The organism is Spirosoma aureum (assembly GCF_011604685.1).
Taxonomy (GTDB): domain Bacteria; phylum Bacteroidota; class Bacteroidia; order Cytophagales; family Spirosomataceae; genus Spirosoma; species Spirosoma aureum.
In genome coordinates, this window is the sequence record NZ_CP050063.1 from 416,071 (window position 1) to 442,500 (window position 26,430).

At 44.4% G+C, this 26,430-nt stretch carries 20 protein-coding genes; 14 read left to right on the top strand and 6 right to left on the bottom strand.

Annotated elements, in window-relative coordinates:
- Positions 1–47: 47 nt before the first annotated feature.
- From G8759_RS01740 to G8759_RS01750, 3 genes are read right to left on the bottom strand one after another with little or no spacing between them, the layout of a single operon-like run.
- The gene (locus G8759_RS01740) at positions 48–1,178 is read right to left on the bottom strand and encodes an efflux RND transporter periplasmic adaptor subunit (RefSeq protein ID WP_167204644.1); all 1,131 of its coding nucleotides are present in this window, start codon (positions 1,176–1,178) and stop codon (positions 48–50) included.
- Between the two features lie 48 nt (positions 1,179–1,226).
- Positions 1,227–2,579, bottom strand: a complete 1,353-nt coding sequence (locus tag G8759_RS01745; RefSeq protein WP_167204646.1) for a TolC family protein — start codon at positions 2,577–2,579, stop codon at positions 1,227–1,229.
- Complete coding sequence (locus G8759_RS01750; RefSeq protein ID WP_162385869.1) at positions 2,551–3,210, bottom strand: TetR/AcrR family transcriptional regulator; 660 nt, start codon at positions 3,208–3,210, stop codon at positions 2,551–2,553. The genes G8759_RS01745 and G8759_RS01750 overlap by 29 nt, the downstream gene beginning before the upstream one ends.
- 3 nt (positions 3,211–3,213) lie before the next feature.
- Between G8759_RS01750 and G8759_RS01755 the strand changes: the two genes are divergently transcribed.
- Positions 3,214–3,372 carry a hypothetical protein gene (locus tag G8759_RS01755; protein ID WP_167204649.1) on the top strand — a complete coding sequence of 53 codons (159 nt, stop codon included), beginning with the start codon at positions 3,214–3,216 and terminating at the stop codon, positions 3,370–3,372.
- A gap of 48 nt (positions 3,373–3,420) precedes the next feature.
- Here the strand turns inward: G8759_RS01755 and recF are convergent, their stop codons facing one another.
- Positions 3,421–4,521, bottom strand: a complete 1,101-nt coding sequence (gene recF, locus G8759_RS01760) for a DNA replication/repair protein RecF (protein WP_167204651.1) — start codon at positions 4,519–4,521, stop codon at positions 3,421–3,423.
- Between the two features lie 175 nt (positions 4,522–4,696).
- Here recF and pdhA point away from each other — a divergent pair, with 175 nt between their 5' ends.
- The 7 genes from pdhA to G8759_RS01795 all read left to right on the top strand — a co-directional run bounded on the left by pdhA (position 4,697) and on the right by G8759_RS01795 (position 13,411).
- On the top strand, positions 4,697–5,758 hold the full coding sequence (gene pdhA, locus G8759_RS01765) for a pyruvate dehydrogenase (acetyl-transferring) E1 component subunit alpha (protein WP_167204653.1): 1,062 nt from the start codon (positions 4,697–4,699) through the stop codon (positions 5,756–5,758).
- 161 nt (positions 5,759–5,919) lie between these two features.
- On the top strand, positions 5,920–6,858 hold the full coding sequence (locus G8759_RS01770; protein ID WP_167204655.1) for a ring-cleaving dioxygenase: 939 nt from the start codon (positions 5,920–5,922) through the stop codon (positions 6,856–6,858).
- 101 nt (positions 6,859–6,959) lie between these two features.
- Positions 6,960–7,589, top strand: coding sequence for an alpha/beta hydrolase (locus G8759_RS01775; protein ID WP_167204657.1), 630 nt, complete (start codon positions 6,960–6,962; stop codon positions 7,587–7,589).
- A gap of 30 nt (positions 7,590–7,619) precedes the next feature.
- Entirely contained in the window at positions 7,620–7,916 is a 297-nt protein-coding gene (locus tag G8759_RS01780; protein ID WP_162385875.1) for a muconolactone Delta-isomerase family protein, read from the top strand.
- A 193-nt stretch (positions 7,917–8,109) separates the two neighbouring features.
- Positions 8,110–8,559 (top strand): barstar family protein, encoded by a 450-nt coding sequence (locus G8759_RS01785; RefSeq protein ID WP_167204660.1) that lies wholly within the window; start codon positions 8,110–8,112, stop codon positions 8,557–8,559.
- A 104-nt stretch (positions 8,560–8,663) separates the two neighbouring features.
- The gene (gene mfd / locus G8759_RS01790) at positions 8,664–12,017 is read left to right on the top strand and encodes a transcription-repair coupling factor (protein WP_167204662.1); all 3,354 of its coding nucleotides are present in this window, start codon (positions 8,664–8,666) and stop codon (positions 12,015–12,017) included.
- A 134-nt stretch (positions 12,018–12,151) separates the two neighbouring features.
- Complete coding sequence (locus tag G8759_RS01795) at positions 12,152–13,411, top strand: SUMF1/EgtB/PvdO family nonheme iron enzyme (RefSeq protein ID WP_167204665.1); 1,260 nt, start codon at positions 12,152–12,154, stop codon at positions 13,409–13,411.
- An 84-nt stretch (positions 13,412–13,495) separates the two neighbouring features.
- Here the strand turns inward: G8759_RS01795 and G8759_RS01800 are convergent, their stop codons facing one another.
- Positions 13,496–13,996, bottom strand: a complete 501-nt coding sequence (locus tag G8759_RS01800) for a ComF family protein (protein ID WP_232074099.1) — start codon at positions 13,994–13,996, stop codon at positions 13,496–13,498.
- 273 nt (positions 13,997–14,269) lie between these two features.
- Between G8759_RS01800 and G8759_RS01805 the strand changes: the two genes are divergently transcribed.
- The 5 genes from G8759_RS01805 to G8759_RS01825 all read left to right on the top strand — a co-directional run bounded on the left by G8759_RS01805 (position 14,270) and on the right by G8759_RS01825 (position 23,193).
- Complete coding sequence (locus G8759_RS01805; RefSeq protein ID WP_167204669.1) at positions 14,270–14,614, top strand: hypothetical protein; 345 nt, start codon at positions 14,270–14,272, stop codon at positions 14,612–14,614.
- 19 nt (positions 14,615–14,633) lie between these two features.
- Positions 14,634–17,936: a DUF4175 family protein gene (locus G8759_RS01810; protein WP_167204671.1), complete on the top strand. Its 3,303-nt coding sequence runs from the start codon at positions 14,634–14,636 to the stop codon at positions 17,934–17,936.
- Positions 17,937–18,088: 152 nt separating this feature from the next.
- Positions 18,089–19,948 carry a tRNA uridine-5-carboxymethylaminomethyl(34) synthesis enzyme MnmG gene (mnmG, locus tag G8759_RS01815; protein ID WP_167204673.1) on the top strand — a complete coding sequence of 620 codons (1,860 nt, stop codon included), beginning with the start codon at positions 18,089–18,091 and terminating at the stop codon, positions 19,946–19,948.
- Positions 19,949–20,017: 69 nt separating this feature from the next.
- Entirely contained in the window at positions 20,018–20,899 is an 882-nt protein-coding gene (locus G8759_RS01820; protein ID WP_167204675.1) for a class I SAM-dependent methyltransferase, read from the top strand.
- A gap of 485 nt (positions 20,900–21,384) precedes the next feature.
- The gene (locus G8759_RS01825) at positions 21,385–23,193 is read left to right on the top strand and encodes a tetratricopeptide repeat protein (RefSeq protein ID WP_167204677.1); all 1,809 of its coding nucleotides are present in this window, start codon (positions 21,385–21,387) and stop codon (positions 23,191–23,193) included.
- 68 nt (positions 23,194–23,261) lie between these two features.
- Here the strand turns inward: G8759_RS01825 and thrC are convergent, their stop codons facing one another.
- Complete coding sequence (gene thrC / locus G8759_RS01830) at positions 23,262–24,572, bottom strand: threonine synthase (protein WP_167204680.1); 1,311 nt, start codon at positions 24,570–24,572, stop codon at positions 23,262–23,264.
- A 220-nt stretch (positions 24,573–24,792) separates the two neighbouring features.
- Between thrC and pruA the strand changes: the two genes are divergently transcribed.
- Positions 24,793–26,424 carry an L-glutamate gamma-semialdehyde dehydrogenase gene (gene pruA, locus G8759_RS01835; protein WP_167204681.1) on the top strand — a complete coding sequence of 544 codons (1,632 nt, stop codon included), beginning with the start codon at positions 24,793–24,795 and terminating at the stop codon, positions 26,422–26,424.
- Positions 26,425–26,430: the final 6 nt, after the last annotated feature.

Below are 26,430 nucleotides of genomic sequence, written 5' to 3' on the forward strand. Positions count from 1 at the left end.
CCCGATTATCAACCTAAAAGTTGAAAAACCGTAAACTGAAACCTCACTTAGAAATTGATTGGTTGTCCGTCAACTAAATCCTGGTACCCGGCAGTAACGATCTGATCGCCTGCCTGCAATCCTTGCGTAATCGCAATTTTGCCCCCGTATGATTCACCCGTTTTCACCGTCCGTGCTTTTGCTATTTTCTTGCCCCCTTCATTGACCGCCACATAAACCAGTTGTCCGCTTTCTGTACTTTGAATCAGATTTTGGTTAATCACAATAGCATTTCCTAAGGTTTTGTCATTGATTTTTATCTGTGCCAGCATGTTTGGCTTCAGGCTATTATCGGATGGGAGGGGAGCTTCAATCGTGAACGTCCGGCTCAGTGGATCGACAGTTGTTGACACGAAGCTGATACGGGAATTCAACTCCCGGTTTAAATCCGGAAAACGAACCAGCACGGCATCACCTTTTCGTACGCTACCCGAATAGGTGTCCGATACTTTAGCAACCACTTTGAGTTGCGATAGATTGACGACCCGAACTAAACCGATACCCGGTGCCGCCGACTGACCAACCTTTACACTTACCTGATCGACAACGCCCGAAATTGGGGCCGTAACCGTAGACTGACCCAATTGGGCGTTCAGCGTTGACAAACGGCGCTCCAGTGATTCCTTGTTGTTTTTAGCCTGTAAATACTGAATCTCCGTTCCGATCTGTTGTTTCCAGAGCGCAGATTGCTTTTCAAACACTGTGTTTGCCAGCGACAACTGGGTTTTCACTTCGGAGATCGACTCCCGCAAAATCTGGTCATCGACCTGAGCAATGGCTGAGCCAGCCCGAACATTATCGCCCTCTTTGACGTAAACAGCTGTAATGACCCCACCCGACTTCGGCGAAACCTGCACGTTGTTTTTTGCGTCGATCGTACCTTGCAGTTCAACAAAGTGACGGAATGTCGTGGCCGAAACAGGAGCTACCGTGACATCTTTAACGCGGGCTTCCTCTTCCTTTTTTGGCTCGAGTTTTGCCAGATCGCCCTCCAGGGTTTTGATCTTTGTGGCCAGCTCGGTTTCCTGTTTTTTCAGTTCAGCGAGTTCATCACGCTTACCCTGCAAATCTGATTTTTTCTCCTGCGAACAAGCTATTAACAGACTTGTTGCTAAGGCAATGGCATAATATGCTTTCATTGTAGATCTATTTTTATGTCGTGTTGTGGGAGGGGTGTTATGGGGTGGTTACTGGCCAGAATACAATTTACCGCTAGCCTTATCGGCATCCACTTTCGTTTGCAAAAAGTTGTATAGCGACACGAAGTAGTTATTCTGCGCCTGCCGAAACGAATTTTCAGCATCCAGCACCTCAATGTTCGAGCCAACGCCCTCCTGATATTTAATCTTGGTTACCCGCGCAACCTCTTTTGCCAGATCGACATTGCGTTTTTGTGTTCGCAACGTTTGTAAACTGTTTTTGAGCGTTACCGACGCCTGGCGAATTTGCAGATCAATTGAGTTTTTCAAAAGAATACTGCTATTCTGCGTCTTCTGCAACGTAAACCGCTTTTGCTGAGCCTGATAACGCTTTTGAAAACCATCGAAAATTGGAATCGATAAGTTGATGCCAATGGCTGATGAGTTAAACCAGGCATCGGTGAATAAATGGCTAAATTGATTCCTACCCGTATTGTAGCCATAATTGGCAAAGGCCGACAATGTTGGATAGTACCGCTTGGCTACGCTCTGAACGTCAAGATCAGCCAGTTCGATTTGCGATTGTAGTGTGGCAAACTCAATCCGTTGATTATAGTCGAATTGTTCAGTTACTGGCTGAACCGTTGTCCGTTCTACTTCGTCAAGGTCGATGTCCTTTATGTCTTCCGTTAGCGCAATGTTGTCGTTTATGCCAAGCCCCATCTGAAACTTAAGCAGATAATAACTCAGCTCGATCAGATTCTGTACATTCTGCCGCTCTGCTTTCAGGTTATTGACCTGCACTTCAAGTCGGCTCACATCGATCTTTTCGGCAAAACCCTGTTTGTTCAGGCCGAGCGTGTTCTGATAGAGTGTATCGACCCGACTGATGTTCAGATCCAGCAGTTTCAATTGCTGCTCATTGACCAGGACACTATAATAGGCTTTGGCCACCTGCTCAGCAACGGTTACTTTCGAAGCCATAATATTTTTCTGCGCCAGCTGCCGATAGGTATCAGCCGCCCGTAGTCCTAGTCGATACGATGCATCGAACAAGAGCTGGTTCAGATTTCCCGTTAAACTTCCCGAGTAATTAACGCCAAACTGCACTGGAACGGCAGGAGCATCTGGTGATGCCTTAGGGTCGAAAAAGACAGCGGGCAGAAACACGCGCTGAATAATCAGATTATCCATTACCTGACCGGAAGCACTCACCTGAGGAAGTGCAACACCTCTCAGTTCACGAATACGACCTTCGGCGCTCTGAGCATCCAGCACCGAGTTTTTAACATTGATATTGTGTTCAACGGCAAACCGAATCGCTTCATTCAGCGAAAAACTCTGTCGGTCCTGAGCTAACAATAAACCCGGACTACTCAGCAGGCTGAGGAGCCAGATCATTACTGTCCGCTTGGTACTCCTTGTTATCATAACTGTGGTGGTTAACGTACTGGTTGTAAATGATAAATCCTTTTTCTGTCAGCATGCCGCGCACAAAATGGTGCATCAGTTCATGTTGAATTTCCAGCATCGTATACTGGTCTGTGGGGAAGATTTCATTGTTGAATGCTAGTTCAATTTGTTCGACCCGCAAACGGGCTAAAAGAGTTGGATTAATGTCTGACCGATACAATCCCTGAGAAATACCTTTTTGTATATTTTCAAGAATAGAATGCATAATATGTTGTTCTTTATACTGCCGGAACAACGCAAATGCCTGTGGATAGTGACGTTTAATATCAATCAATAAATTGGGACTGACCTGATCGGCATGTTTCTGCATCATTGTCAATACATGCAGAATTTCCTCTACTGGATTGTCTGTCTTAATGGTCATGCATTCCATTTCCGATTGATTCTTAACCATCTTGTCGCGCATAACCTGATAAAGAATCTGTTCCTTATCAGCGAAATGCTGATAGATGGTTTTCTTTGAAATGCCGAGTTGCCTGGCTATATCTTCCATCGTTACGGATCGAACTCCATACTTCCAAAACAATCGCTCAGTCTCCGCCAGAATTCGTTCTTTCATTATGTGAAAATAGAACTTTTACGGGGTGAACTTTGGAAACTCAAATATAGTTCGGAGTTTCCGGCTTATTTTTGGTTATATGACGAACGGCCCAAATACCGGAGTGAACCGCCGAAAAAGACCGATGAACTTGCGGCTCTTCAGGCCCTATTCCGGGGATAGAAAGATTAGATAAAAGAAACTGGACGAGTTGCTTATATAGAAAAAATACTATTCGCCAATCTGAAAAAAACGCACATCGGCTTTCACATTAGTAAGTAATTCACGCGTACGCTCCGGGCGGGCGTCGGTGATAAATAGCTGGCCGAACGCCCCTTCATCCATCTGCTGGATGAGTTTGCCGATGCGTCGGTCATCAAGTTTGTCGAAAATATCATCCAGTAGCAAAATTGGCTTAACGCCCTTCTCAGCCTGCAATTGATCAAACTGTGCCAGTTTCAGCGCAATGACGAATGTTTTCTGCTGCCCCTGAGAGCCAAATTTTTTCAAAGCAACCGGCTCGCCCGAACGATCACCGATCATGAAAGCATAATCATCTTTATGGACACCCATTGTTGTGCGTTGCAAAACCGTATCGCGCCGGCGAAAATGGCGAAACTCATCGGCAAAGTCCGGATTGCTCACCTCCGATTCATACACGATACTGACAGTCTCCCGGTCATCGCTCAGGTACGCATAGTGTGCCTGAAAACTAGGCAGGAACTCTTCCACAAACTGTCGGCGACGGTCGTGTATTTTCTGTCCCAGTTCCAGCAAGGGTTCGTCGTAGGTATCCAGCAAATCATTGTCGACCTGGTTTCGTTCGGCAAAGAGTTTTAGCAGGCTGTTCCGCTGCTTAAGCACCTGCTGATAGGTCAGGTAATTACGAAGGTATTCAGCATCGAGCTGCGATAATACGCCATCGAAGAAATGACGACGGTCTTCGCTATGCTCTCGCACGAGGTCTGTATCATTCGGAGCAACCAGCACAACCGGAAAACGGCCGATGTGCTCGCTGATGCGTTCATATGGCTTTTTGTCGGCCATCAATACCTTCCGCTGCCCCCGCTGTAAACTAATGGTAATTTGTACGGTACGCTCGTGTTCTTCAAAAATACCATCTATAATAAAATAGTCGGCATCATGCAGAATGCTCAACGCGTCCTGGCTCTGAAACGCACTTTTGCTCAATGCCAGAAAATAAACGGCATCTAATAAGTTCGTTTTACCACTACCATTTGGCCCGACAATCACGTTCACCTGTCGTCCAAACGCATACCGGCCATCTTCATAGTTCTTAAAATTGGTCAGGCTCAGCTTTTCCAGGTGCATAGGTGTATTGCATAACGCTATAATGCGTAATTTCGCAGCAGTTAATCGCTCATTCAGTTAAGTGTACTAAATGAGCAATTGATATTGGCAACAAAGATACAGGCGGTTTGTTAGGTAAACAGAGTCTCATCAAGTTGCTAAAAGCGATTGCTGATTTATATTGAACTCATTCCTCATGGCAAGCGTCAAAGAGAAATCCGAGCGGGGAACAACCGCAAAACAGAACGGCAAAGCTCCAGCAGCTGCAAAAACACAGCACCCCAAAGAGCGCTATATGTACTGGTATGAATCCATGCAGTTACAGCGTAAATTCGAAGAGAAAGCCGGACAGCTCTACGGACAACAGAAAATTCGGGGTTTCTGCCATCTTTACATTGGCCAGGAAGCCTGCTCATCAGGGTCCTATTCGGCCCTTACTAAAGATGACAAATGGATTACAGCCTATCGTGACCACGGTATCCCACTGGCCTTAGGTTCTGATCCAAAAGCCATCATGGCGGAGTTGTTTGCAAAACAAACCGGCTCCTCCAAAGGTAAAGGTGGCTCAATGCATATCTTCGACAAGTCGGTAAACTTTGTTGGCGGTCATGGTATCGTCGGGGCACAGATCCCGATGGGAGCTGGAATTGCCTTCTCCGAGAAATATAATAAGACTGGTAATCTCTGCATCTGCTTCATGGGCGATGGTGCTGTTCGGCAAGGTGCCCTGCACGAAGCGTTCAATATGGCAATGCTCTGGAAACTGCCGGTTATTTTCGTTGTCGAGAACAATGGCTATGCAATGGGTACATCCGTTGCCCGTACCTCGAACGTAACTGATTTATATACCCTTGCAGAAGCCTACGATATGCCATCTGAACCAGTCGATGCGATGAGCGTCGAAGCGGTTCACGAATCGGTTAGCCGCGCAGCTGAACGCGCTCGTGCTGGTGAAGGTCCTACATTCCTTGAGTTTCGTACGTATCGGTATCGTGGTCACTCTATGTCGGACCCACAGAAATACCGGACAAAAGATGAGCTTGAACAATACAAGCAACGTGACCCCATCGAGCATATCAAGGGTCAAATTCTAGAGCTGGGTCACGCAACAGAAGAAGATCTTGCCGCTATTGATCAGAAGATTAAAGGTATCGTTGATGAGTCAGTTAAATTTGCTGAAGAATCACCTTATCCTTCTCCTGAAGAAGCATTTAAAGATGTGTATATGCAGCAGGATTATCCATTCCTGATGGAATAATGATCGCAATGCATACCCTTACCTTTTCTCTAAACCCGGGACTTATCGTCTCGGGTTTTTTTGTTGAACTCTTTGCAATATTTAATTGTATATACATTAAATGTAACGACATTAATTTTCAAAAGTAAAAATTAGTTAACCAGTTAACCACGTTCAAATTCATGGAAACGCTCATAAACGGACTTCACCACGTTACAACGCTTGCAGGCGATACACAGAAAAATGTTGATTATTATACAGATATTCTGGGGCTTCGGTTGGTAAAGAAGACGGTCAACTTTGATGCTCCGGATGTGTATCATTTATATTATGGTAACGAGACTGGTTCGCCTGGAACGATACTAACCTTTTTCCCGTATGGCAATTTACCACGCGGTCGGAAGGGAGTTGGCCAGTTGACCTACACAGCCTTTTCGGCACCAATCGCATCACTACGTTTCTGGATGGACCGGTTGCATGAACGTAACATTCCATATGCTGGTCCGTACAAACGTTTTTCGGAAACCTATCTGCGCTTCGAAGATTTTGATGGAATGGGAATTGAACTAGTCTTTAATGACGATGATCAACGCCCTGGTTGGGACAACGGTCGAATTCCGGCTGAGTTTGCTGTGCGTGGTTTTCATACCGTCACCCTGAACGAATCAAATCCAGATCGTACCATAAAACTGCTGACCGAAAATCTACAGCATACACTGGTAGGGGAGGAGGAAGGCCGTTTCCGGTTTAAAGCTGCGAATGGCGGTTCAGGAAACTACGTAGATGTCCTGCATTCTCCTACTGATGTGCGGTCGTTACAGGGCGCAGGTTCGGTGCACCATGTGGCTTTCTCGACCGATTCCGATGAAACGCAACTGATCCTTCAGGAGCAATTGCTGACTGCTGGCTATCACGTCACCCCTGTGCAGGACCGTAACTATTTTAACAGCATTTACTTCCGTGAGCCAGGTGGTATTCTTTTCGAAGTAGCCACTAACCCTCCTGGATTTGCCGTCGATGAACCCGTTTCTGAACTGGGAACAAACCTTAAATTACCCGCTCAATACGAACCTCGTCGGGCAGCGCTGGAAGCTGAATTACCGAAGATTATCGTCAAATAAATTGATGAATGCGGAGTCTAAAAGACACACGTGTTTTACACAGTAATGGCTCTGTGTCCTTTTGGCTCCGCGTTTAAAATAACCTTTGCATTTACACGGTTATGATTCACAACCCGAATAACATCCGAACTGCCGGTAAGCCGCTCGAAGAAGCATCGAAAGTGATGATCATGGTTCACGGTCGGGGCGGATCAGCGAGTGATATTCTGTCGTTATCTCAATACATTAATGATAAGGATTTCGCTTTTATCGCGCCCGAAGCTCAGGGTAACACCTGGTATCCTTATTCATTTTTGAGGCCAGTTCAGGAAAACGAACCCTATCTGTCATCAGGTCTCGAAGTGTTGGCTAGCCTGCGCGGTCGGTTACAGGCTGACTTTAATTTTAAGCTACCTCAGATTTACTGGCTTGGTTTTTCGCAGGGTGCCTGTCTGATGCTGGAGTTCGTAGCTCGCAACGCTACCGAGTATGGTGGTGTATTTGGTCTAAGTGGCGGACTGATCGGTCCCGATGAAACGCCACGGCAGTATGAGGGGTCTTTTGGGAATACACCGATTTTTTTAGGCTGTAGTGATCGAGATGCTCATATACCAAAAGAGCGTGTTCTGGAATCAGAGCGCGTATTTCAACAGTTGGGAGCTAGTGTTACGGCAAAATTGTATCCAAATTTTCCACACACAATTAACGAAGATGAGCTAAAGATTGTTAATTTGCTGATAGCCGACAGTTAATCGTCCGGCCAACATTTAACAAATTTGCCTATGAGCCAGTATATGGTTGAATTTGACCTTCCGGCTGTTATGGATGATGGGTTCACAAACCGGATTCCTGCCCAACGGCTCAAAGTGGAGGAATTGATGGAAAAAGGCTTCCTGCTCTCTTATTCACTTTCAGTAGATCGCCAGAAATTATGGTGCATCTTCAAAGCCGATTCGGAGCTGGAAGTTATGGAGTCAATCTCGGAGTTTCCACTTATAAAATATATGACGCCGATGATCACTGAATTGATGTTTCACAATATGGTGGCCGCCCGAATTCCATTGTTCTCATTGAACTAAACGAATTGAAAACCCTTCCTTACGAAGGGTTTTTTCTTGTCCTGTAAATTGTACTTTTGCAGGCATCATTTACCCAAATATGCATAAGTAACCGGGTTTTAACTGGTTACATAATTTTATAACTGTTTGATTATCAGTTCCACGTGGAAACATTTTTTTATGTGTAGTTGAACTGCCAATTTATAAGAAACACATGACTCCCAACATACTTATTTGTCAGTCTGAACGCGAGCTTGAAACCCTGTTCGCGACTGATTTTATAGCTCATATCGATGGCAAAAAGACGCAGACACTTCGTCTATTTTACGAGGAAATTGCCGACCTTCTAGAGATCCCAGACTTCGGTTTTAACCTGGATGCGCTCAACGATTCGCTCAACGATTTGCAGTGGCTGGAAGATGAACGGATCGTTATTTACGTAACCAGCACGAATGAGTTTATCAGTAAAGAACGCGACCCAGCAAAATTAGGCAGTGTGTTAAGTATTCTGGATGCTACCGCCGAAGACTGGAAATGGGTCGATGACGACGATGAAATAACCGAGAAAAAGGAAATAGTTATTGTCTTCGAAGACAGTAGTCGAATCAGGAAGCTGCTGGATCAGGAAAGTATTGACTATAAGCAAATGTCAGAGTTGAAATAACTTATTAACGCAACAAATTTTGAAAACCTGCTGTTACACTAGTATGCCGCCGGAATACCCTTCCAGCGGCTTTTCGTGTTTGCTCATTCCAACCTGAACGTCGCTTGAAACCAGAAGATTTGCTCGGCCTGTATGCCGACGATAGTTATATAAAACTACTAGCCGAACCCTTTAGTCACAAGCCTACAAGTGAGCCGCAACGCTTACAGATCAAAGGGATGGCAGGGAGTCTGGATGCCGTATTAGCCTCATCCATCTATAAATCGGTTGGTGGTAATCACCTGTATATCCTGACTGACCGGGATGAAGCCGCTTATTTTTTCAACGATTTGCAAAATCTGCTTGGTCGTGAAGTGTTGCTATTCCCGATGTCCTATAAGAAGCCCTATCAATACGAAGAGGTTGAGAATGCGAATGTATTGATGCGGGCTGAAGTCTTGAATAAGCTCAATCCGGCTCCGAAGGATGGACTATTGATGGTGACGTATCCAGAAGCTTTGTCAGAAAAAGTTATTAACAAGCGATCGTTGCAGGCCAACACACTAACCATCCGGGTAGGAGAGAAACTGGATACCAATTTTGTTGCAGAACTGCTTAACGATTACGAGTTTGAAAAAACAGACTTTGTCTATGAAGCTGGGCAGTTTTCCGTGCGGGGGGGTATCATCGATGTGTTTTCATTTGCCAGCGAGTTCCCGTTTAGGATCGATCTGTTCGACGACGAGGTCGAAAGTATCCGCAAATTCAATCCAGAATCCCAGCTTTCGACCGATCCCGTCGATTTCATCAATATTATTCCCAATATTCAGACAAAGCTCACTCAGGAAACCCGCGAGCCATTTTTCGATTTCCTGCCCGAGGGCACGACCATCTGGGCAAAGGATGTTGAATTTACGCTCGAAATCATCGAGAAATGCTACGAAAAAGCTGAACAGAGTTTCGCTACAGTTCTGGCAAACAGCGGAGGAATTCAGATCGTAGCTGATCCTGGCGACCTGTTTGAAACCCGCCGAACATTTTTAAACGAGTTAAAAACGTTCCGCACGGTCGAGTTTGGCCGCAAATTCTATTTTAAAACCGAAAGCAGACAGCAGTATAGCTCCAAACCACAACCGTCGTTTAACAAAGATTTTAAACGATTGGTCGATGTTTTGGGCGAAAATCAGTCGAAAGGTTTTACCAATATCATTGCGGCCGAATCATTCAAACAACTCGACCGCCTTCGGACCATTTTTGAGGAACTTGATCCATTCGTAAAATTTCAGCCAATGAACGTTGGTTTGCGCGAGGGATTTATTGATGAGGCCCTTAAAATAGCGTGCTTCACCGACCACCAGATTTTTGATCGTTATTACAAATACCGTGTTCAGGATAAGTTTTCGAAGTCAAAGGCGCTAACTCTCCGCGAATTAAAGACACTTCAGCCAGGCGATTACGTTACCCACGTCGATCATGGTATTGGCCGTTTTGCTGGATTAGAGAAAGTAGACCATGCCGGGAATGAGCAGGAAGCGATTCGGCTCATTTATCGCGACAATGACATTCTGCTGGTCAGTATCCACAGTTTGCATAAGATTGCGAAGTACAGCGGCAAGGAAGGCGGCCCGCCAACCATGAGTAAACTGGGTTCGCAGGAGTGGGAACAGAAAAAATCACGTGTCCGAAAGCAGGTAAAAGATATTGCCCGCGAGCTCATTGCCCTTTACGCCAAACGTAGAACCGCACCCGGTTATGCCTACAGCCGGGATAGTTTCTTGCAGGCTGAACTTGAATCGTCGTTCCTGTACGAAGACACGCCCGATCAGGCCAAAGCGACTAACGACGTTAAAGACGATATGGAACAGCCACACCCAATGGATCGGCTGGTCTGTGGTGATGTTGGATTCGGCAAGACAGAAATTGCGATCAGAGCGGCTTTCAAAGCAGTTACGGATAATAAACAGGTAGCTGTGCTTGTGCCTACAACCATTCTGGCCATGCAGCACTTCAAGACGTTTAGTGAGCGAATGGCCGATTTCCCGGTTAAAATTGATTACATCAACCGATTCCGAACAGCTGCTCAAACGAAAGAAATTCTGAAAGGTGTCAGCTCAGGAGAGATCGGTATTCTCATTGGAACTCATCGAATTGTCAATAAAGACATCAAATTCAAGGATTTAGGGCTTTTAGTGATTGATGAAGAGCAGAAATTTGGGGTTAAAACCAAAGATCGGCTGAAAGAAATGCGGGTTGAAGTAGACGTATTAACACTTACAGCTACCCCAATTCCGCGCACGCTCCATTTTTCGCTCATGGGTGCCCGCGACCTCTCGGTCATTGCTACGCCCCCGCCCAACCGCCAGCCGGTTACGACAGAGGTACATCCATTTAATGAAACCATTATCCGTGATGCAATCAGCTATGAAATTCGGCGTGGTGGCCAGGTTTTCTTTGTGCATAATCGAGTTAACGACATCGAATCGATTGGGAACCTGATTCTGCGACTCGTTCCCGAAGCGCGTATCGGTGTAGCTCATGGTCAGATGGACGGCGATAAGCTGGAACGGGTTATGACACGATTTATTGAAGGCGATTACGATGTATTAGTATCCACCAATATTATTGAGTCGGGTCTGGATATTTCGAACGCTAATACAATTCTGATCAACAATGCACATTACTTTGGCTTATCAGATCTCCACCAGATGCGCGGTAGGGTAGGGCGGTCGAACCGGAAAGCATTTTGTTACCTGCTTACACCCCCGCCCTCCGTTATGACGTCAGATGCCCGAAAACGACTTCAGACACTTGAAGATTTTTCTGATCTGGGCGAAGGGTTCAAAATTGCCATGCGCGACCTCGACATTCGGGGTGCCGGAAATTTGCTGGGCGCCGAGCAAAGTGGCTTTGTGAACGATCTCGGTTTTGAGATGTATCATAAAATATTGGATGAAGCCGTTCAGGAACTGCGCGAAAATGAATTTAAAGATCTGTTTGAGACGAAGCCTGGCGACTTGAAGCTGGCCTTGCCTGACACCGTCATTGAAACTGACTTACAAGTCGTTATTCCAGAGCGGTATGTCTCCAATATTTCTGAGCGACTGGCTCTTTATACCCGGTTAGATAGTATCCAGAACACCGAAGAATTGCAGGCATTTCATCAGGAAGTCCTCGATCGCTTCGGTCCAATGCCGGAAGAGGTCGAAAATCTTATTAAAATGGTTAACGTTCGCTGGAAAGCCGAACGGTTGTACCTTGAAAAACTGACGCTTAAGAATAATATCCTTAAAGGCTACTTCGTTTCTAACGGGAATGATGACTTCTTCAAATCCGATCAGTTTGGCAAGGTAATTGAATACATTAAACGAAATCCAGCCCACTGTTCGTTGAAGGAATCGAAAAACCGCCTTGTTTTCACGCACAACAACGTATACTCTGTTGAGCAGCTCAATGAAATAATGGGGAATTTAACAAGTTAATAGTAGCATAAGAGAGAGGGAAGATGAGATAAAAGACCTATAATCAATCAAATAATCCGAAAGTCTTTTATTGTGTATCTTAAATCCTTTATCTTAAATTATTTTTGCACCTACGTTTTACACAAAATAGAGCAATGATTCAAAAGTATCACCTGCAACGAGTGGCTTATGTGCTGCTGGCAATGGCGGCCCTTGCATCTTGTAAGTCCAAGCACCCAACCAGCGTGCAGCCAGGGAAGAAGAGTACGGCGACGGGGATTGCTTACAACCAGAAAGACGGTTTTCAGGTAAAGAAATTTGCGGGACAGAAAGCTGGTCCAAACCTCGTTTTTGTTGAAGGTGGCCGGTTCACAATGGGTGCTCTCGAAGAAGATGTAATGAATAGCCGCGATAACCGTGAGCGCACAGTGTCGATCCAGTCTTTTTATATGGATGAGACCGAGATCGCAAACGTTCACTATCTCGAATATTTGAACGCAATCACACGCGATTCTTCGGAAGAAGTAGTAAAAGCAGCATTGCCTGATACAACTGTTTGGGCAAACCCGCTTTCGTTCAACGATTCTTACGTTACCCAATATCTTCGTTATCCGGCTTTCCGGTATTACCCGGTTGTGGGTGTGTCGTGGGTACAGGCTAGTGATTATGCTGTTTGGCGCTCGAATGCTGTCAATAACGAACTGGCAAAAGGAGGGACCAAGAAAAAAGGGGGCGGTTTCTCGCTAAAACGTAAATCGAAAAAAGAAGCAGAACCTGCTCTTGCTGAAGCAACGACATCGACAGCTCCGCCAAAACCAAGCCTGGAAAGTGGCATGGTGCTGCCCGATTATCGACTACCAACCGAAGCCGAATGGGAATATGCTGCCAAAGCCCTGATTGGAACGCAATACATGGACGAGAATCAAATTAATCAGCGGATTTATCCCTGGGATGGTTCTTCGGTTCGGAATCCAAAGAAAGGCCGCAAACAGGGGCAGATGCTGGCGAACTTCAAGCGTGGACGCGGTGACTATGCCGGTATTGCTGGGCGTTCCAATGATGGTGCTATTATCACAGCGGAGATTTATTCTTATCCAGCCAATGATTTTGGTCTCTACAACATGGCAGGTAACGTAAATGAATGGGTGTATGACGTTTATCGTCCGCTGTCTTATCAGGACGTAAATGACCTGAATCCAATTCGCCGGAATGGTTATATGGATGATGCCAAGAATTACGACTCCAAGAATAAGCAGTCGCTGATTGACGATAAGCTTAGAGTTTATAAAGGCGGTTCCTGGAACGACGTAGCTTACTGGTTATCACCAGGTACTCGCCGATTCCTGGATCAGGATTCAGCTACTGCAATGATTGGTTTCCGCTGCGCTATGATCGGTGTTGGCCGTAATAAATAGACACACAACTTACTAAATAGTAAGGCGGTCATTCAGCAATGGATGGCCGCTTTTTTGTTGATAGGGCCCAAGAAACAGTTCTAGTTAACGCGTCGTAGCAAGTGTCAATACGCCAACTGATTTACACCCAGCCCGTAACAACTCAATTGCACAGGCTTCAATAGTCGATCCCGTCGTTAATACATCGTCGACTATAACGATATTTTTCCCTTCAATTTCTTCTGGATTTGGTACGGCAAATACCGTTTTTACGTTTTCCCACCGTTCCAGGCGATTTTTCCGGGTTTGTGATTCTTTAAACCGTTTCCGAATAAGTATATCGGTTCTGGCAGGAACGTTAAGTGCTTCAGAAAGTCCTTCGGCAATCCAATCGGCCTGATTATAACCCCGTTGTTGTAAGCGACGCTTATGCAACGGAACGCCAATTATTACGTCTATTTCTTTTATCAGTTCACTTTCCGATTTGAGTTGATAACCGTACCAGCCAGCTATTTCCTTTGCAGCTTCTTTTTGGCCTTTATATTTAATCTGATGGATTAGTTTTTGTACTGTACCAGCCTTTGCGTAGTGGATGAAAGATGCCACAAAATGAATGGGGACTTTTCCGGCGAACTTATTGAGAAGATTTTGGTCATAAGGCTGACGATGTTGATTTGTTTCCGGTAAATTAATCCGGCAATGCGTACAAAGTAACTTTTCGTGATCACCCAAAGACCGGCTACAACCGAGACATAGCACAGGAAAAAGTAGGTCCGTAAAGTCAGCTACAAGTGTTCGAATAAACCGAAACATGGTGATTGTTCGTTAGTTAAAAGAAATCGTTGTAAATTAGAGAGAACAATAACTGCCTGAATTGTTGTGGATATAAAAAACATAGATGAGGCCTGGAATGAACTGCTTAACCAACTCGAAAATTTGGTTGGCAAGCGCCCTGTTGACCTCAACGCCGTCCTGTTTTTGATTGGCGTACAAGAACTGGGGAAGGGGCCCCGACGATTTTCGAAAGAAGTAAAACAGGACTTAATGCACATTGCTGTTTGTCGGGTATTGAGCCAGTCAGGTTATTATTCCTTCGAGGGTTATGACAAAGATGGCTGGCCACAATGGACATTAATGAAGCCAATTCCGCATGCTGATTTATTAACGCAAGAGATTTTTTTGAAAGAACATGTAATTTCCTACTTCCAGTCTGAATTAGTTTAACCGCTCAACCTGAATACCTATGCACTCGTCAAACTCTTACACGATGTTAGTGCAACGCATTGAAGAATACAAAAAACGCTACTTCCAGAATCAATTGGTTAAAGGCGTTTTATTCTTTGTTGCCTTGCTTGGAAGTGGATATCTACTTATCAATACCGCCGAATTCATCGGGCGTTTCAACTCAGTTGGTCGGGGAATTCTGTTTTTCAGCTTTCTACTGACTATCCTTGCTGGCCTATTTATGCTCGTAGTACGGCCACTTATGAGCTTATATGGGCTAAATAAACCATTGTCGAATGATGAAGCTGCCCGACAGATTGGACTCTATTTTCCTGAGGTAGGGGATAAGCTGTTGAATACATTACAGCTTCAGCGTATCTCCTCTGATCAAAGCGATTTGCTTCAGGCAAGCTTGAACCAGCGCTCGCAACAGCTGCTAATTAATCGCTTTGCCAATGCAATTCAGATTAGCCGGAACAGGCAGTTTTTGAAATATGCAATACCACCTCTTGCCCTGATTCTATTGATATTGGTGGTAAACCCTACCTTTTTTACAAACTCTTCGACACGTTTGGTAAATTATAATGAAGAGTTTGTAGAAGAAGCTCCTTTTCAATTTGTTATTCAAAACAAATCGATGAAGGCGTTCCGAAATGAAGACTTTCCGCTTTCTGTTAAATTAAAGGGTGATGCATTGCCTCAAGCAGTTTATGTAGTAACAAACGGCACTCGCTTTAAACTTGACCAGAAAGGAGATCGGTTTACCTATAATTTTGATAACCTTCAGAGAGATCTGAACTTTCATTTAGAAGCATCGGGTTTTAATTCTCCTGCTTACAAAATTTCTCTCATTGATCGGCCATCTGTCCTTTCGTTCAACGTACGGCTCGATTATCCTGCATACTTGAACAAGCCTACCGAACAACTAGCTAATGTAGGAAATCTGCTTGTTCCACAAGGGACGGTAGTTAACTGGGAGTTTGCCGCTGACCATACCGACTCACTTTTATTACGGTTTAATACGGATTCAAAAGCGACGCCAGCACGTTTGGCTGAGGCCAACACGTTTACCGTGAATCGGCGATTGATGCAAAATGCCACTTATACTGTCTCGTTAAAGAATGGACAGATTGCAACTCCGTCAACTATCCAGTACAATGTCCAGGTTATTCCTGATCGTTTTCCACAGATTTCCGTCGATCGAATCCAGGACACGGTAACCTACAATTATATTGCGTTATCCGGTTTGGTTTCAGATGATTACGGATTTTCAAAAATGCGGTTGAATTATAAGATCACCCGTAACGGAAAGGCTTCACCCCAGTATAGCAAAGACATCCCCGTTAACCGGTCAACAACTTCCCAGAACTTTGTTTATAACTGGTCGCTCGATAGCTTAAAACTTGGTCAGGAAGATCGTCTGGAATACTTTGTTCAGGTGTGGGATAATGATGGTGTGAATGGTCCTAAATCGAGTCGTTCAAATCAGCTTAATTTTGTCATACCCTCTAACGCTGAGATTCAGAAGCAGGTTGACCAGTCGGCTGAGAAAACTGAGCAACAGATCGATAATGCGTTGAGTAAAACCCAGGCAATCAAAAAAGAACTGACTGCCATGGAAGATCGTATGCGCACGAAAAAGTCCTCTGACTTCCAGGACAAAAAACAATTGCAGGACATTCTTCAGAAGCGAGAAGAATTGATGAAAGAGGTTCAAAAACTGCAGGAACAGTTCCAGAAAACGAACGACACGCAACAGCGTTTTGCTGAGAAAAATCAGGAAATGCAGGATAAAATGCAGCAGTTGCAAAAACTCTTCAATGAGTTGCTTGACCCAGAATCGAAGCAATTGTATGAGCAGTTGAAGCAGTTACTGGAGCGTAAACAAGATGAGAAAGCATCCGAAATGCTTGATAAATTAAGCCGGAAAGAACGCAACCTGGAACGCGATTTAGACCGGGCATTGAAGCTCTTCAAGCAAATGCAGTTAGAGCAAAAGGTTAATAATATTGCTGAGAACCTGGAAAAACAGGCGAATGAGTTAGACAAACAAGCCGAAGAAAACGCGAAGAAAAACGAGACTTCGGAGGATCAGCAAAAGCAACAGGAAAAGGCTCAGGAAGATTTTAAAAATACAGAAGAACAATTAAAGGAGCTGGAAAAGCAAGCAGAGAAAGACGAACTCAATAAACCTGAATCTTCAGAGCAAGATCAGAAGGAAATTGAGAAGGAAATGGAAGAGGCTATGAAGCAGATGAAGCAAAATCAGGGAAAGAAAGCAGCTTCATCGCAGAGTAAATCGGCCAAATCCATGCGTCAGATGAGTAAACAGATGAAAGAGTCGATGGAATCCTCGGAGATGCAGGAGATGCAGGAGAATATGGATGATCTTCGCAATATCCTTGAAAACCTGATTACGCTTTCCTTTGGCCAGGAGCGAGTCATGAAAGATTTTCGTGGCATGAGCCTTCAGGACCCTCGTGTTACCAAGCTTTCTCAGGAGCAACTAAAGCTTCAGGATGATGCTAAAATCATCGAAGATAGTCTCAATGCACTGGCCAGTCGAGTTGTCCAAATTCAGTCATTCGTTACCCGAGAGTTAACAAATATGAAGTCGTACATGGATGAAAGCGTACAACAGCTGCGGGATCGTCGGTTAAGCATGGCCGCTTCTAAACAGCAGTTTGCTATGACATCGATTAACAATCTCGCCCTTATGCTGAGTGATGTATTGAAGAACATGCAGCAGCAAATGAATGCAATGGCTATGCCTGGAAAGGGTAAAGGCGGCAAGAAAGGCGAGAATCCAAGTGGAATGGGGGAGATGCAAAAACAGCTAAATGCAAAAATGCAGCAACTCCAGAAAAGCGGTAAATCGGGTAGGGGTTTGTCAGAAGAGCTTTCTCAAATGGCTGCCGAGCAAGCTATGATTCGCAACATGCTCAAGAAATTAGAGGAGAGTTCAAAGGGAACAGAAGCTGGGAAACAACAAGAAAAACAGGTTAAAGATTTGATGGAAAAAATGGATGAATCCGAAACCGATTTAGTGAACAAGCGGGTGAATCCAAATACAATTAATCGCCAGAACGAAATTTTAACCCGTTTACTCGAGTCTGAAAAAGCGTTAAAACAACAGGAGGAAGATCCAAAACGTCAAGCTGAAGCGGCTAAGTCAACTAAGCATAGTACTCCTGCTTTCTTTGATTCTACCAATTTACAGAATAAGACCAAACAGGTAGAAGTACTTCGGTCAGTAACTCCCAACTATAATCTCTTCTATAAAAAAGAAGCAAACCAGTATTTGCAAAAAGTAAGTAAATAGTTAAACACATCTTTTAACCGTCAGTCTGGCACAAAGACTGACGGTTTTTTGTTGCCCTACTATTAAACAACCTCACGTTTTTCGCTTTTCAACAACTTTCATCAATTTTGTGAAAAGTTTCCACGTGAAACATTTTTCAAAAGTCTTCAAAAATGTTTTCTTCTTACGATGTCATTGTAGTAGGGGCAGGGCATGCCGGTTGTGAAGCAGCCAGTGCTGCTGCCACGATGGGTTCTAAGGTTCTGCTCATTACGATGAACATGCAGACTATTGCCCAGATGTCCTGCAACCCAGCCATGGGCGGAGTTGCAAAAGGACAAATTGTACGTGAAGTCGATGCGCTGGGTGGCTTGTCAGGAATCATAAGCGACAAAAGCATGATCCAATTTCGAATGTTAAATCGTTCGAAAGGTCCTGCTATGTGGAGTCCAAGATGCCAGAGCGACCGAAATGTATTTGCCTCAGAGTGGCGAAAGGCACTGGAAGAAAACAGAAATATTGATTTCTGGCAGGATACAGTAAACGAAGTTCTTGTAAAAGATGGTCAGGTAACTGGCGTGAGAACTAGTTTGGGAGTGGATTTTCTTGCCAAAGCAGTTGTATTGACGAATGGCACATTCTTAAACGGGCGGATGTTTATCGGTGAAAAAGTTTTCGGTGGAGGACGAACAGCCGAGCGTTCTGCAACCGGTTTAACTGAGCAGCTGGTTAGTTTGGGTTTTGAATCGGGCCGGATGAAAACCGGAACTCCTCCCCGTGTAGACGGTCGGAGCCTAAACTATGCGTTGATGGAAGAACAATTGGGTGATGAAATGCCCGGTAAGTTTTCCTATACAAACACGCCCGCATTAACGAAACAGCGTAGTTGCTGGATCACGTATACGAATCAGGCAGTTCATGATGAACTCAAGACTGGTTTTGAAAAATCGCCCATGTTCACTGGTCGAATCAAAGGCCTTGGACCCCGTTATTGCCCTTCAGTGGAAGATAAAATCAATCGGTTCGCTGACAAAGATCGGCATCAGATCTTCGTAGAACCAGAAGGTTGGGACACTGTCGAAGTGTATGTTAATGGATTTTCGACCTCATTGCCTGAAACCGTTCAGTATAACGCCTTACGAAAAATACCCGGATTTGAGAATGTTAGAATGTTCAGACCCGGCTACGCTGTGGAGTATGATTTCTTTCCACCAACTCAGTTAAAGCCAACACTCGAGACTCAGCTGGTCAAAAATCTGTTCTTTGCTGGGCAGATTAATGGAACAACGGGCTATGAAGAGGCCGCCTGCCAGGGACTGATGGCAGGTATCAATGCACACCGAAATACAAATGAAGAAGCTGAGTTTACAATCAAACGGTCGGAGGGTTATATTGGCGTCCTGATTGATGATCTGATAACTAAAGGGACGGAAGAACCGTATCGGATGTTTACATCCCGAGCAGAATATCGGACCTTGTTACGTCAGGACAATGCCGATTTACGGCTCACTGAAAAGGGATACGCTATTGGCTTGGCATCGCAGGAACGGTATGAATCTATGGTTACCAAACGGGATGGGATCGCTCAGTTAACAGAAGCAATACGGAGAGCAAAGCTCAAACCCGAAGATGTAAATGGTTGGTTAGAGACAAAAGGAAGTTCGCCGTTGCGCGAAAAAAGCAGCCTGTATACCTTACTCAAGCGGCCAGAAATTGATCAGTCCGACGTAAAAGAACTGCTGAATCTCCTGCCAGAAACGCCTGGGGTAGGGGAGGAGACGATTGAGCAAACTGTTATTGAAATCAAGTACGAGGACTATCTCAATCGGGAAAAACAGAACGCCGAAAAATTAGATAAATGGGAAAGTCTGGCAATTAATCCCACATTCGATTACGACCGCCTTAAAGCTTTATCGTTTGAGGGAAAGGAAAAATTGAAGCGACTTCGGCCAGCAACGATCGGTCAGGCATCCCGCATCAGCGGAGTAAGCCCTTCCGATGTTTCCATCCTTCTGGTCTATATGGGCCGTTAATTAATTAGGCGCTGATTGCAAGGAAAGCAATCAGCGCCTTTTTGTTTTCACACAATTTAACTCGCTAACTTGGAAACCGTCAATTCATGCCCAGTCTGCGGCAGTACAAAATTTACTCCCTATTTAGTTTGTAAAGATTATTTAGTCAGCAATCAAAACTTCAACATCGAGCAATGTGAAACGTGTGGTTTCCGATTGACCAACCCTCGACCCGATGAAAAAACGATTGGATCATATTATAAATCGGAGCAGTATGTATCACACAATGACGAGAGCAGTGGTGTGATTAATACGGCGTATCGGTTAGTTCGTAATTATACGCTTCGGTCAAAATTAAATCTTATCAATAAGCTTAATGGTGGGCCAGGACGAATTCTGGATGTAGGTTGTGGTACGGGTGCGTTCCTAGATACTAGTAAACAGGGAGGCTGGCAGGTGATGGGAATGGAACCAGATCCAGATGCCCGTGCTGTTGCTCAAAAAAAATTAGAAGCCGACATACAGCCTAATCTTAGGGCATTGGACGGAGCAACACCTTTTGACATAATTACCTTATGGCATGTGCTCGAGCATATTCCTGACCTCAATGAAACAGTACCTCAACTGAATAAATTATTGAGTCCGAAGGGGACATTACTGATCGCCGTTCCCAATTCAGATTCTTATGATGCGCACTATTTTAAAGAATATTGGGCAGCCTATGATGTCCCTCGCCATTTACAGCATTTCACTCCGTCTACCATCAAGCTCTTATTTAAAAAGCATGGTCTGACGTGTATAGAGCAGAAGCCAATGGTTTTTGATGCTTTCTATATTGCGATGCTGAGCACCCGGTACATGACCGGTAAAACAGATTATCTGAAAAGTATGAGGGTAGGACTTACCTCTAATCAACAAGCCAAACAAACTGGCAACTCATCCAGTTTAATCTATCTATTTAAGAAGGCCTGATAATTGCACTGATTCTAAGCAGTATGCCATTTTTTTCACTGACAGGTAAAGGTCAATTCTAAATTAAAAAAGTTAAAGTTTTATGTGAATAACCATGTGCATAACTCTGACTCACAAGTGGATAAATTGTTTATAAGGCATGAAAGTGATGTGGATGAATAACGTAGTAATCCACATCACTTTTTTTTGGGCCAGTTAATGTGGAGAAACAACTACATATCACGAATGAGCCCACACAATTTCCCCACTTAAAATTGTGTACAGAAATTATTCACAAATCCACATTCATATCGCACATAAAATGTGGATAAAATGTTATTTACCTAAAAATAAGATGGTTATAAGTGGATAACTTTAAAACAGTAAGTGGATATGTTGCGGTTCTTATCCACATTCTGTATCTTCATCAGTGGACAACTTATTTGTACACATTTCCACATAGCTAATGGTTATAATAACGTTTCTTTAAAAAGCTTTTATATAAAATGTTAATAAGGTCAAAAGTCATTATTGCGCTGATGTGGCTGTTGTCAGCCGGACTCGCCTGGGGGCAGGGGGGAGCGACGTTGGCCGAAGAATATTTTAAAGCGGGCGAATTTGAAAAAGCCGCGAACGAATACGCGAAGCTGTTGAAAACCGATGTGACCTGGGTTCGCCTGGCACGCTATGTGAACAGCCTGCAAAAAAGTAACAAGGCAGAGGAGGCCGTAAAATATTTGCGCAAGCAGGAACGCAGCGATGAACCCAACCGGGCATACTACCAATTGCTCATTGGGCAACTCGCCACCCAGCAGGGCGATACAGTTCTGGCGAGCAATCAATACACGGCCGCCTTACAATCCAGCAAATCGTCGACCAGTAAGCTTGAACGGATCGCCAGTGCCTTCAACGAAGCAGGAGAGCCCCGCTGGGCGGTCCGGGCGCTCGAAATGGCCCGAGAGGTCAGCAAAGAGCCTACGGCCTACAGCGAGGATCTAATGGGCCTTTACAGGGCGACGGGGCAAACTGAAAAATCGATCAATGAAATTATAACGACTGGCAAACAGCCCGATAAAAAAGAAACCGTATTGGCCGCATTACAAGGGTTTATCAACACAAAAGATGAGCCGCTTGTGGAAAAAGCGTTATACAGCAAAATACAACTGGAACCCAATGAACTTTCCTATAACGAATTATTGATCTGGTACTTTGTGCAGAAACAGAAATTCGGCAGGGCGTTGCTCCAGGAAAAAGCGACGGATAAACGCGTAAAATTGAACGGTAGCCGTGTTTATGACCTGGGAATGCTGGCAATGAACAACAAAGAATACAAAACAGCGGCCGAATCATTCGAATACATAACCACAACATATCCACAGGGCCAGCTCTATCCGTTCGCACGGCGGTTGGTTATTCAAGCCCGCGAAGAACAGGTAAAAAACACGTACCCTGTAGATAAGGTGGAAATCCGTAAGTTGATTGGTGATTATCAGAAAATGCTTCAGGAGATCGGGACAAATGTTAAAACACTTGAAGCGCTCCGGAGCACTGCCAATCTATACGGAAATTATCTCGACAGCAAAGACACCGCTCTAACGGTTCTGGATTTAGCCATTGAATTGGGGAAAACCGATAAGAATTTTGTGGATCGTTGTAAGCTCGACAAAGGGGATATCTACCTGCTGAAAGGTGAACCCTGGGAATCTACGCTGTTGTATTCTCAGGTTGAAAAATCTCAGAAAGAAGAATTGTTAGGTTATGAAGCCAAGCTTAAAAACGCAAAGCTTCACTATTATCGGGGAAATCTGGCTGTAGCTAAAGACATTTTGGATGTACTTAAACTGGCCACATCACGGGAAATAGCCAATGATGCTGAACAGTTAAGTTTATTAATTGTGGATAACACGGGCATGGATAGTACCGAAGCTGCAATGCGGGAATATGCCGGGATCGACTTATTACTCTTCCAGAATAAAACTGATGAAGCCATTGAAGCGCTCAAAGAAATGTGGAAGAAGTATGCCGAACATCCACTGGCAGATGAAATTCTCTGGCTGCGGGCGAATACATACATGAAACAGGGTAAGAATACCGAAGCACTTGAAGACTTAAAAAAGATAACAGCCAGCTACCCAACTGATATTTTAGGGGATGATGCCTTGTTTACGCAGGCGAAAATATATGAAGAGCGTCTCAAAGATAAGACAGCTGCCATGGAAGCCTATCAAAAAGTATTAACACAGTATCCAGGGAGTATCTATGGAGCCGAGTCACGTAAGCGGTTCAGAGCCTTACGAGGTGATACCGTTAACTGAGTTCTCTAAAAGTTATCCACAAAAAAGGCCCCAAATACACAATTTGGGGCCTTTTTTGTGGATAACTTTTAGAGAACTGTATGGAGCAAAGACTCTTTAAATGCCTCGTATTGAGCAGGAATTCGAATGCTTATTTTAGATCGGCTGGCTAAACTGGCCAGTCTGTCAGGGACATGAACAGATTGGCCCAGTACATCTTCAACTAAGGGCTTAAATTTTGACGGATGGGCCGTAGCTAATGCAACACCCGTATAATCGATATTCCTGTCGAGCAGGTATTGTTGTAAGCCCAAAATGCCAATGGCGGTGTGAGGACAGGCGATATAGCCAAATTGGTCATAGATACGTTTCATCCCCACTCGTGTTTCGTCATCATCATAGAAATAGCCTGAAACATTTTCTTTGAAATGATCAAAATCATTACCGTAGAGATGAGCTAAACGAACAAAGTTGCTTGGACTCCCCACATCCATCGCATTCGAGATCGTCGCAATAGAGGCTTTAGGCGTATACACTCCCGTTTTTATGTAAGACGGCACTACATGATTTAGGTTAGTTGCTGCCACAAAATGAGCAACAGGCAAGCCCATTTGTTGAACCATGGCACCAGCGCTAAGATTACCGAAATTTCCACTGGGCGTTGAAAAAACAACGGGTTTCCCCCATTTGCGTACCTGGCCGTATGCCCGAACGTAATAAAACCCCTGCGGAATCAACCGAAAAATATTGATCGAATTCGCAGAGGATAGGGATAAATGAGCGTTTAGCTCCGTATCGACAAAGGCTTGTTTCACGATAGCCTGACAATCGTCGAAAGACCCATCTACTTCAAATGCCTGAACATTTCCACCAAGCGTTGTTAATTGTTTTTCCTGAAGATCGCTAACTCGGCCAGAAGGATATAAGATTGAGACACGAACGCCAGGAACATTGTGGAAGCCCATAGCAACAGCTCCGCCCGTATCACCCGAAGTAGCTACCAAAATATTAACTTCTTTATCGTTACGGCCTGAATAATAAGACATTAAAGCCGCCATATAACGAGCTCCAACATCTTTAAAGGCCAGCGATGGACCGTGAAACAACTCAAGAACACTGGTTTTTCCTGGCTCCAGATCAACAACTGGTGTATCGAATGGAAAAGCCTGATGCGTAAGGTTTTCCAGATCAGCCGTACTTATTTCATCACTAAAGAGTGCTTTACTGATCTCAAATCCAATATCTGCTAAAGACTGTCCAGCAATTTTTTCGAAAAAGTCAGTGCCTAAATGAGGTAAAGGAGTTGGCATATACAGTCCTTTATCAGCAGGTAGGCTGTGAAAAAGGGCTTCCTCAACAGAAACAGTATTCTGAGGATTGTTGGTGCTATAAAAACGCATATGAAAAGGCAAAATAAGGCTACAAAGTACGGTAAATCAGTTCAATGAATCGAGTTTAAGTCATTGAAAATGTGGAAAAGTAATGTGGATTAGTGGATAAGTAGGGCAATACGTACCTTTACAGACCAATAAACTTCACAACAGAAAAGAGTCGAAATAGTCAAAGTGCAGAATGATATTTGCAAAAAACTACAAAACGTCTCGTAATCAGCAATTAATTATGTCATTTGGATTATTCAACGTTCCAACGCCGGTTAATGAGCCGGTAAAAGAGTATCGTCCTGGTTCTCCAGAGCGCGAAGCAGTAAAAAAAGCTTTGCAGGATTTTCGATCGGTAGAAACAGACATTCCTATGTATATCGGTGGCCAGGAGGTTCGCACAGACCGTAAAATCCGGGTCGCACCCCCTCACGATCATCAGCATACACTCGGCTATTTTCATGAAGGCGATGCTCAACATGTTGAACAGGCAATTGAAGCCGCATTAGCCGCAAAAGATAATTGGGCGAATTTATCCTGGGAGCACCGGGCCAGCATTTTCCTAAAAGCGGCTGATCTACTCGCTGGACCATATCGGGCACGAATAAATGCTGCAACAATGCTTGGTCAGTCGAAAAACGCTTTTCAGGCAGAAATCGACTCTGCATGTGAGCTGATCGATTTTCTGCGATTCAATGTCCATTATGCAACGGATATCTACCGGCAGCAACCAAACTCTTCGCCGGGCGTCTGGAATCGACTTGAGTACCGTCCCCTCGAAGGATTCGTTTTTGCCCTGACTCCCTTCAATTTTACCGCTATTGCCGGTAATCTACCCACATCGGCCGCAATGATGGGAAACACAGTCGTTTGGAAACCAGCCTATACGCAGGTTTTATCGGCTAAAGTCATTATGGAGGTGTTACTGGAGGCAGGTTTACCTGATGGCGTCATAAATCTGATTTATGTAGATGGTCCGGTGGCTGGCGATAAAATTTTCAACCATCCCGATTTTGCAGGCATACACTTTACAGGTAGTACAGGCGTATTTCAAGCGATTTGGGGTACAATTGGCGCGAACATACACAAGTACAATTCATATCCGCGAATTGTTGGTGAAACAGGAGGGAAAGACTTCGTGCTTGTGCATGAATCCGCAGATGCCGATGAAGTAGCTACTGGTCTTGTACGTGGAGCATTTGAATATCAGGGACAAAAATGCTCAGCTGCATCACGCGCCTATGTTCCATCATCGCTTTGGCCGGCTATCGAAACCAAAGTAAAAGAGTTTCTGAGCGAGATAAAGATGGGCGCAACTGAAGACTTTACCAACTTCATTAACGCTGTCATTGATGAACGATCCTTTAAAAAGATCAAAGCTTATATCGATGCCGCTAAACAGAGTGATCAGGTAAAAATCGTGGCAGGAGGGAACTACGACGGTTCTAAGGGGTATTTTATCGAGCCAACCGTGCTTCAGGTAAATGATCCGAACTATAGAACAATGTGCGAAGAGATATTCGGGCCGGTATTATCAGTTTATGTGTATGAACCATCGGAGTTCGAATCGATACTACAGATTGTGAACAGTACCTCACCTTATGCGTTGACAGGATCTATTTTTGCGAAGGATCGATATGTGATCGAACATACTTCGAAAGTACTCCAGAATGCCGCCGGTAATTTTTATATTAACGATAAACCTACCGGAGCAGTAGTAGGACAACAGCCATTTGGGGGAGCGCGAGCGTCGGGAACGAACGATAAAGCGGGATCAGCTTTAAATTTATATCGCTGGGTTTCGGCACGTACAATTAAGGAAACCTACGTGACTCCCAGGCACTTCGCTTATCCATTCCTACAGGCCGACTAATTATTT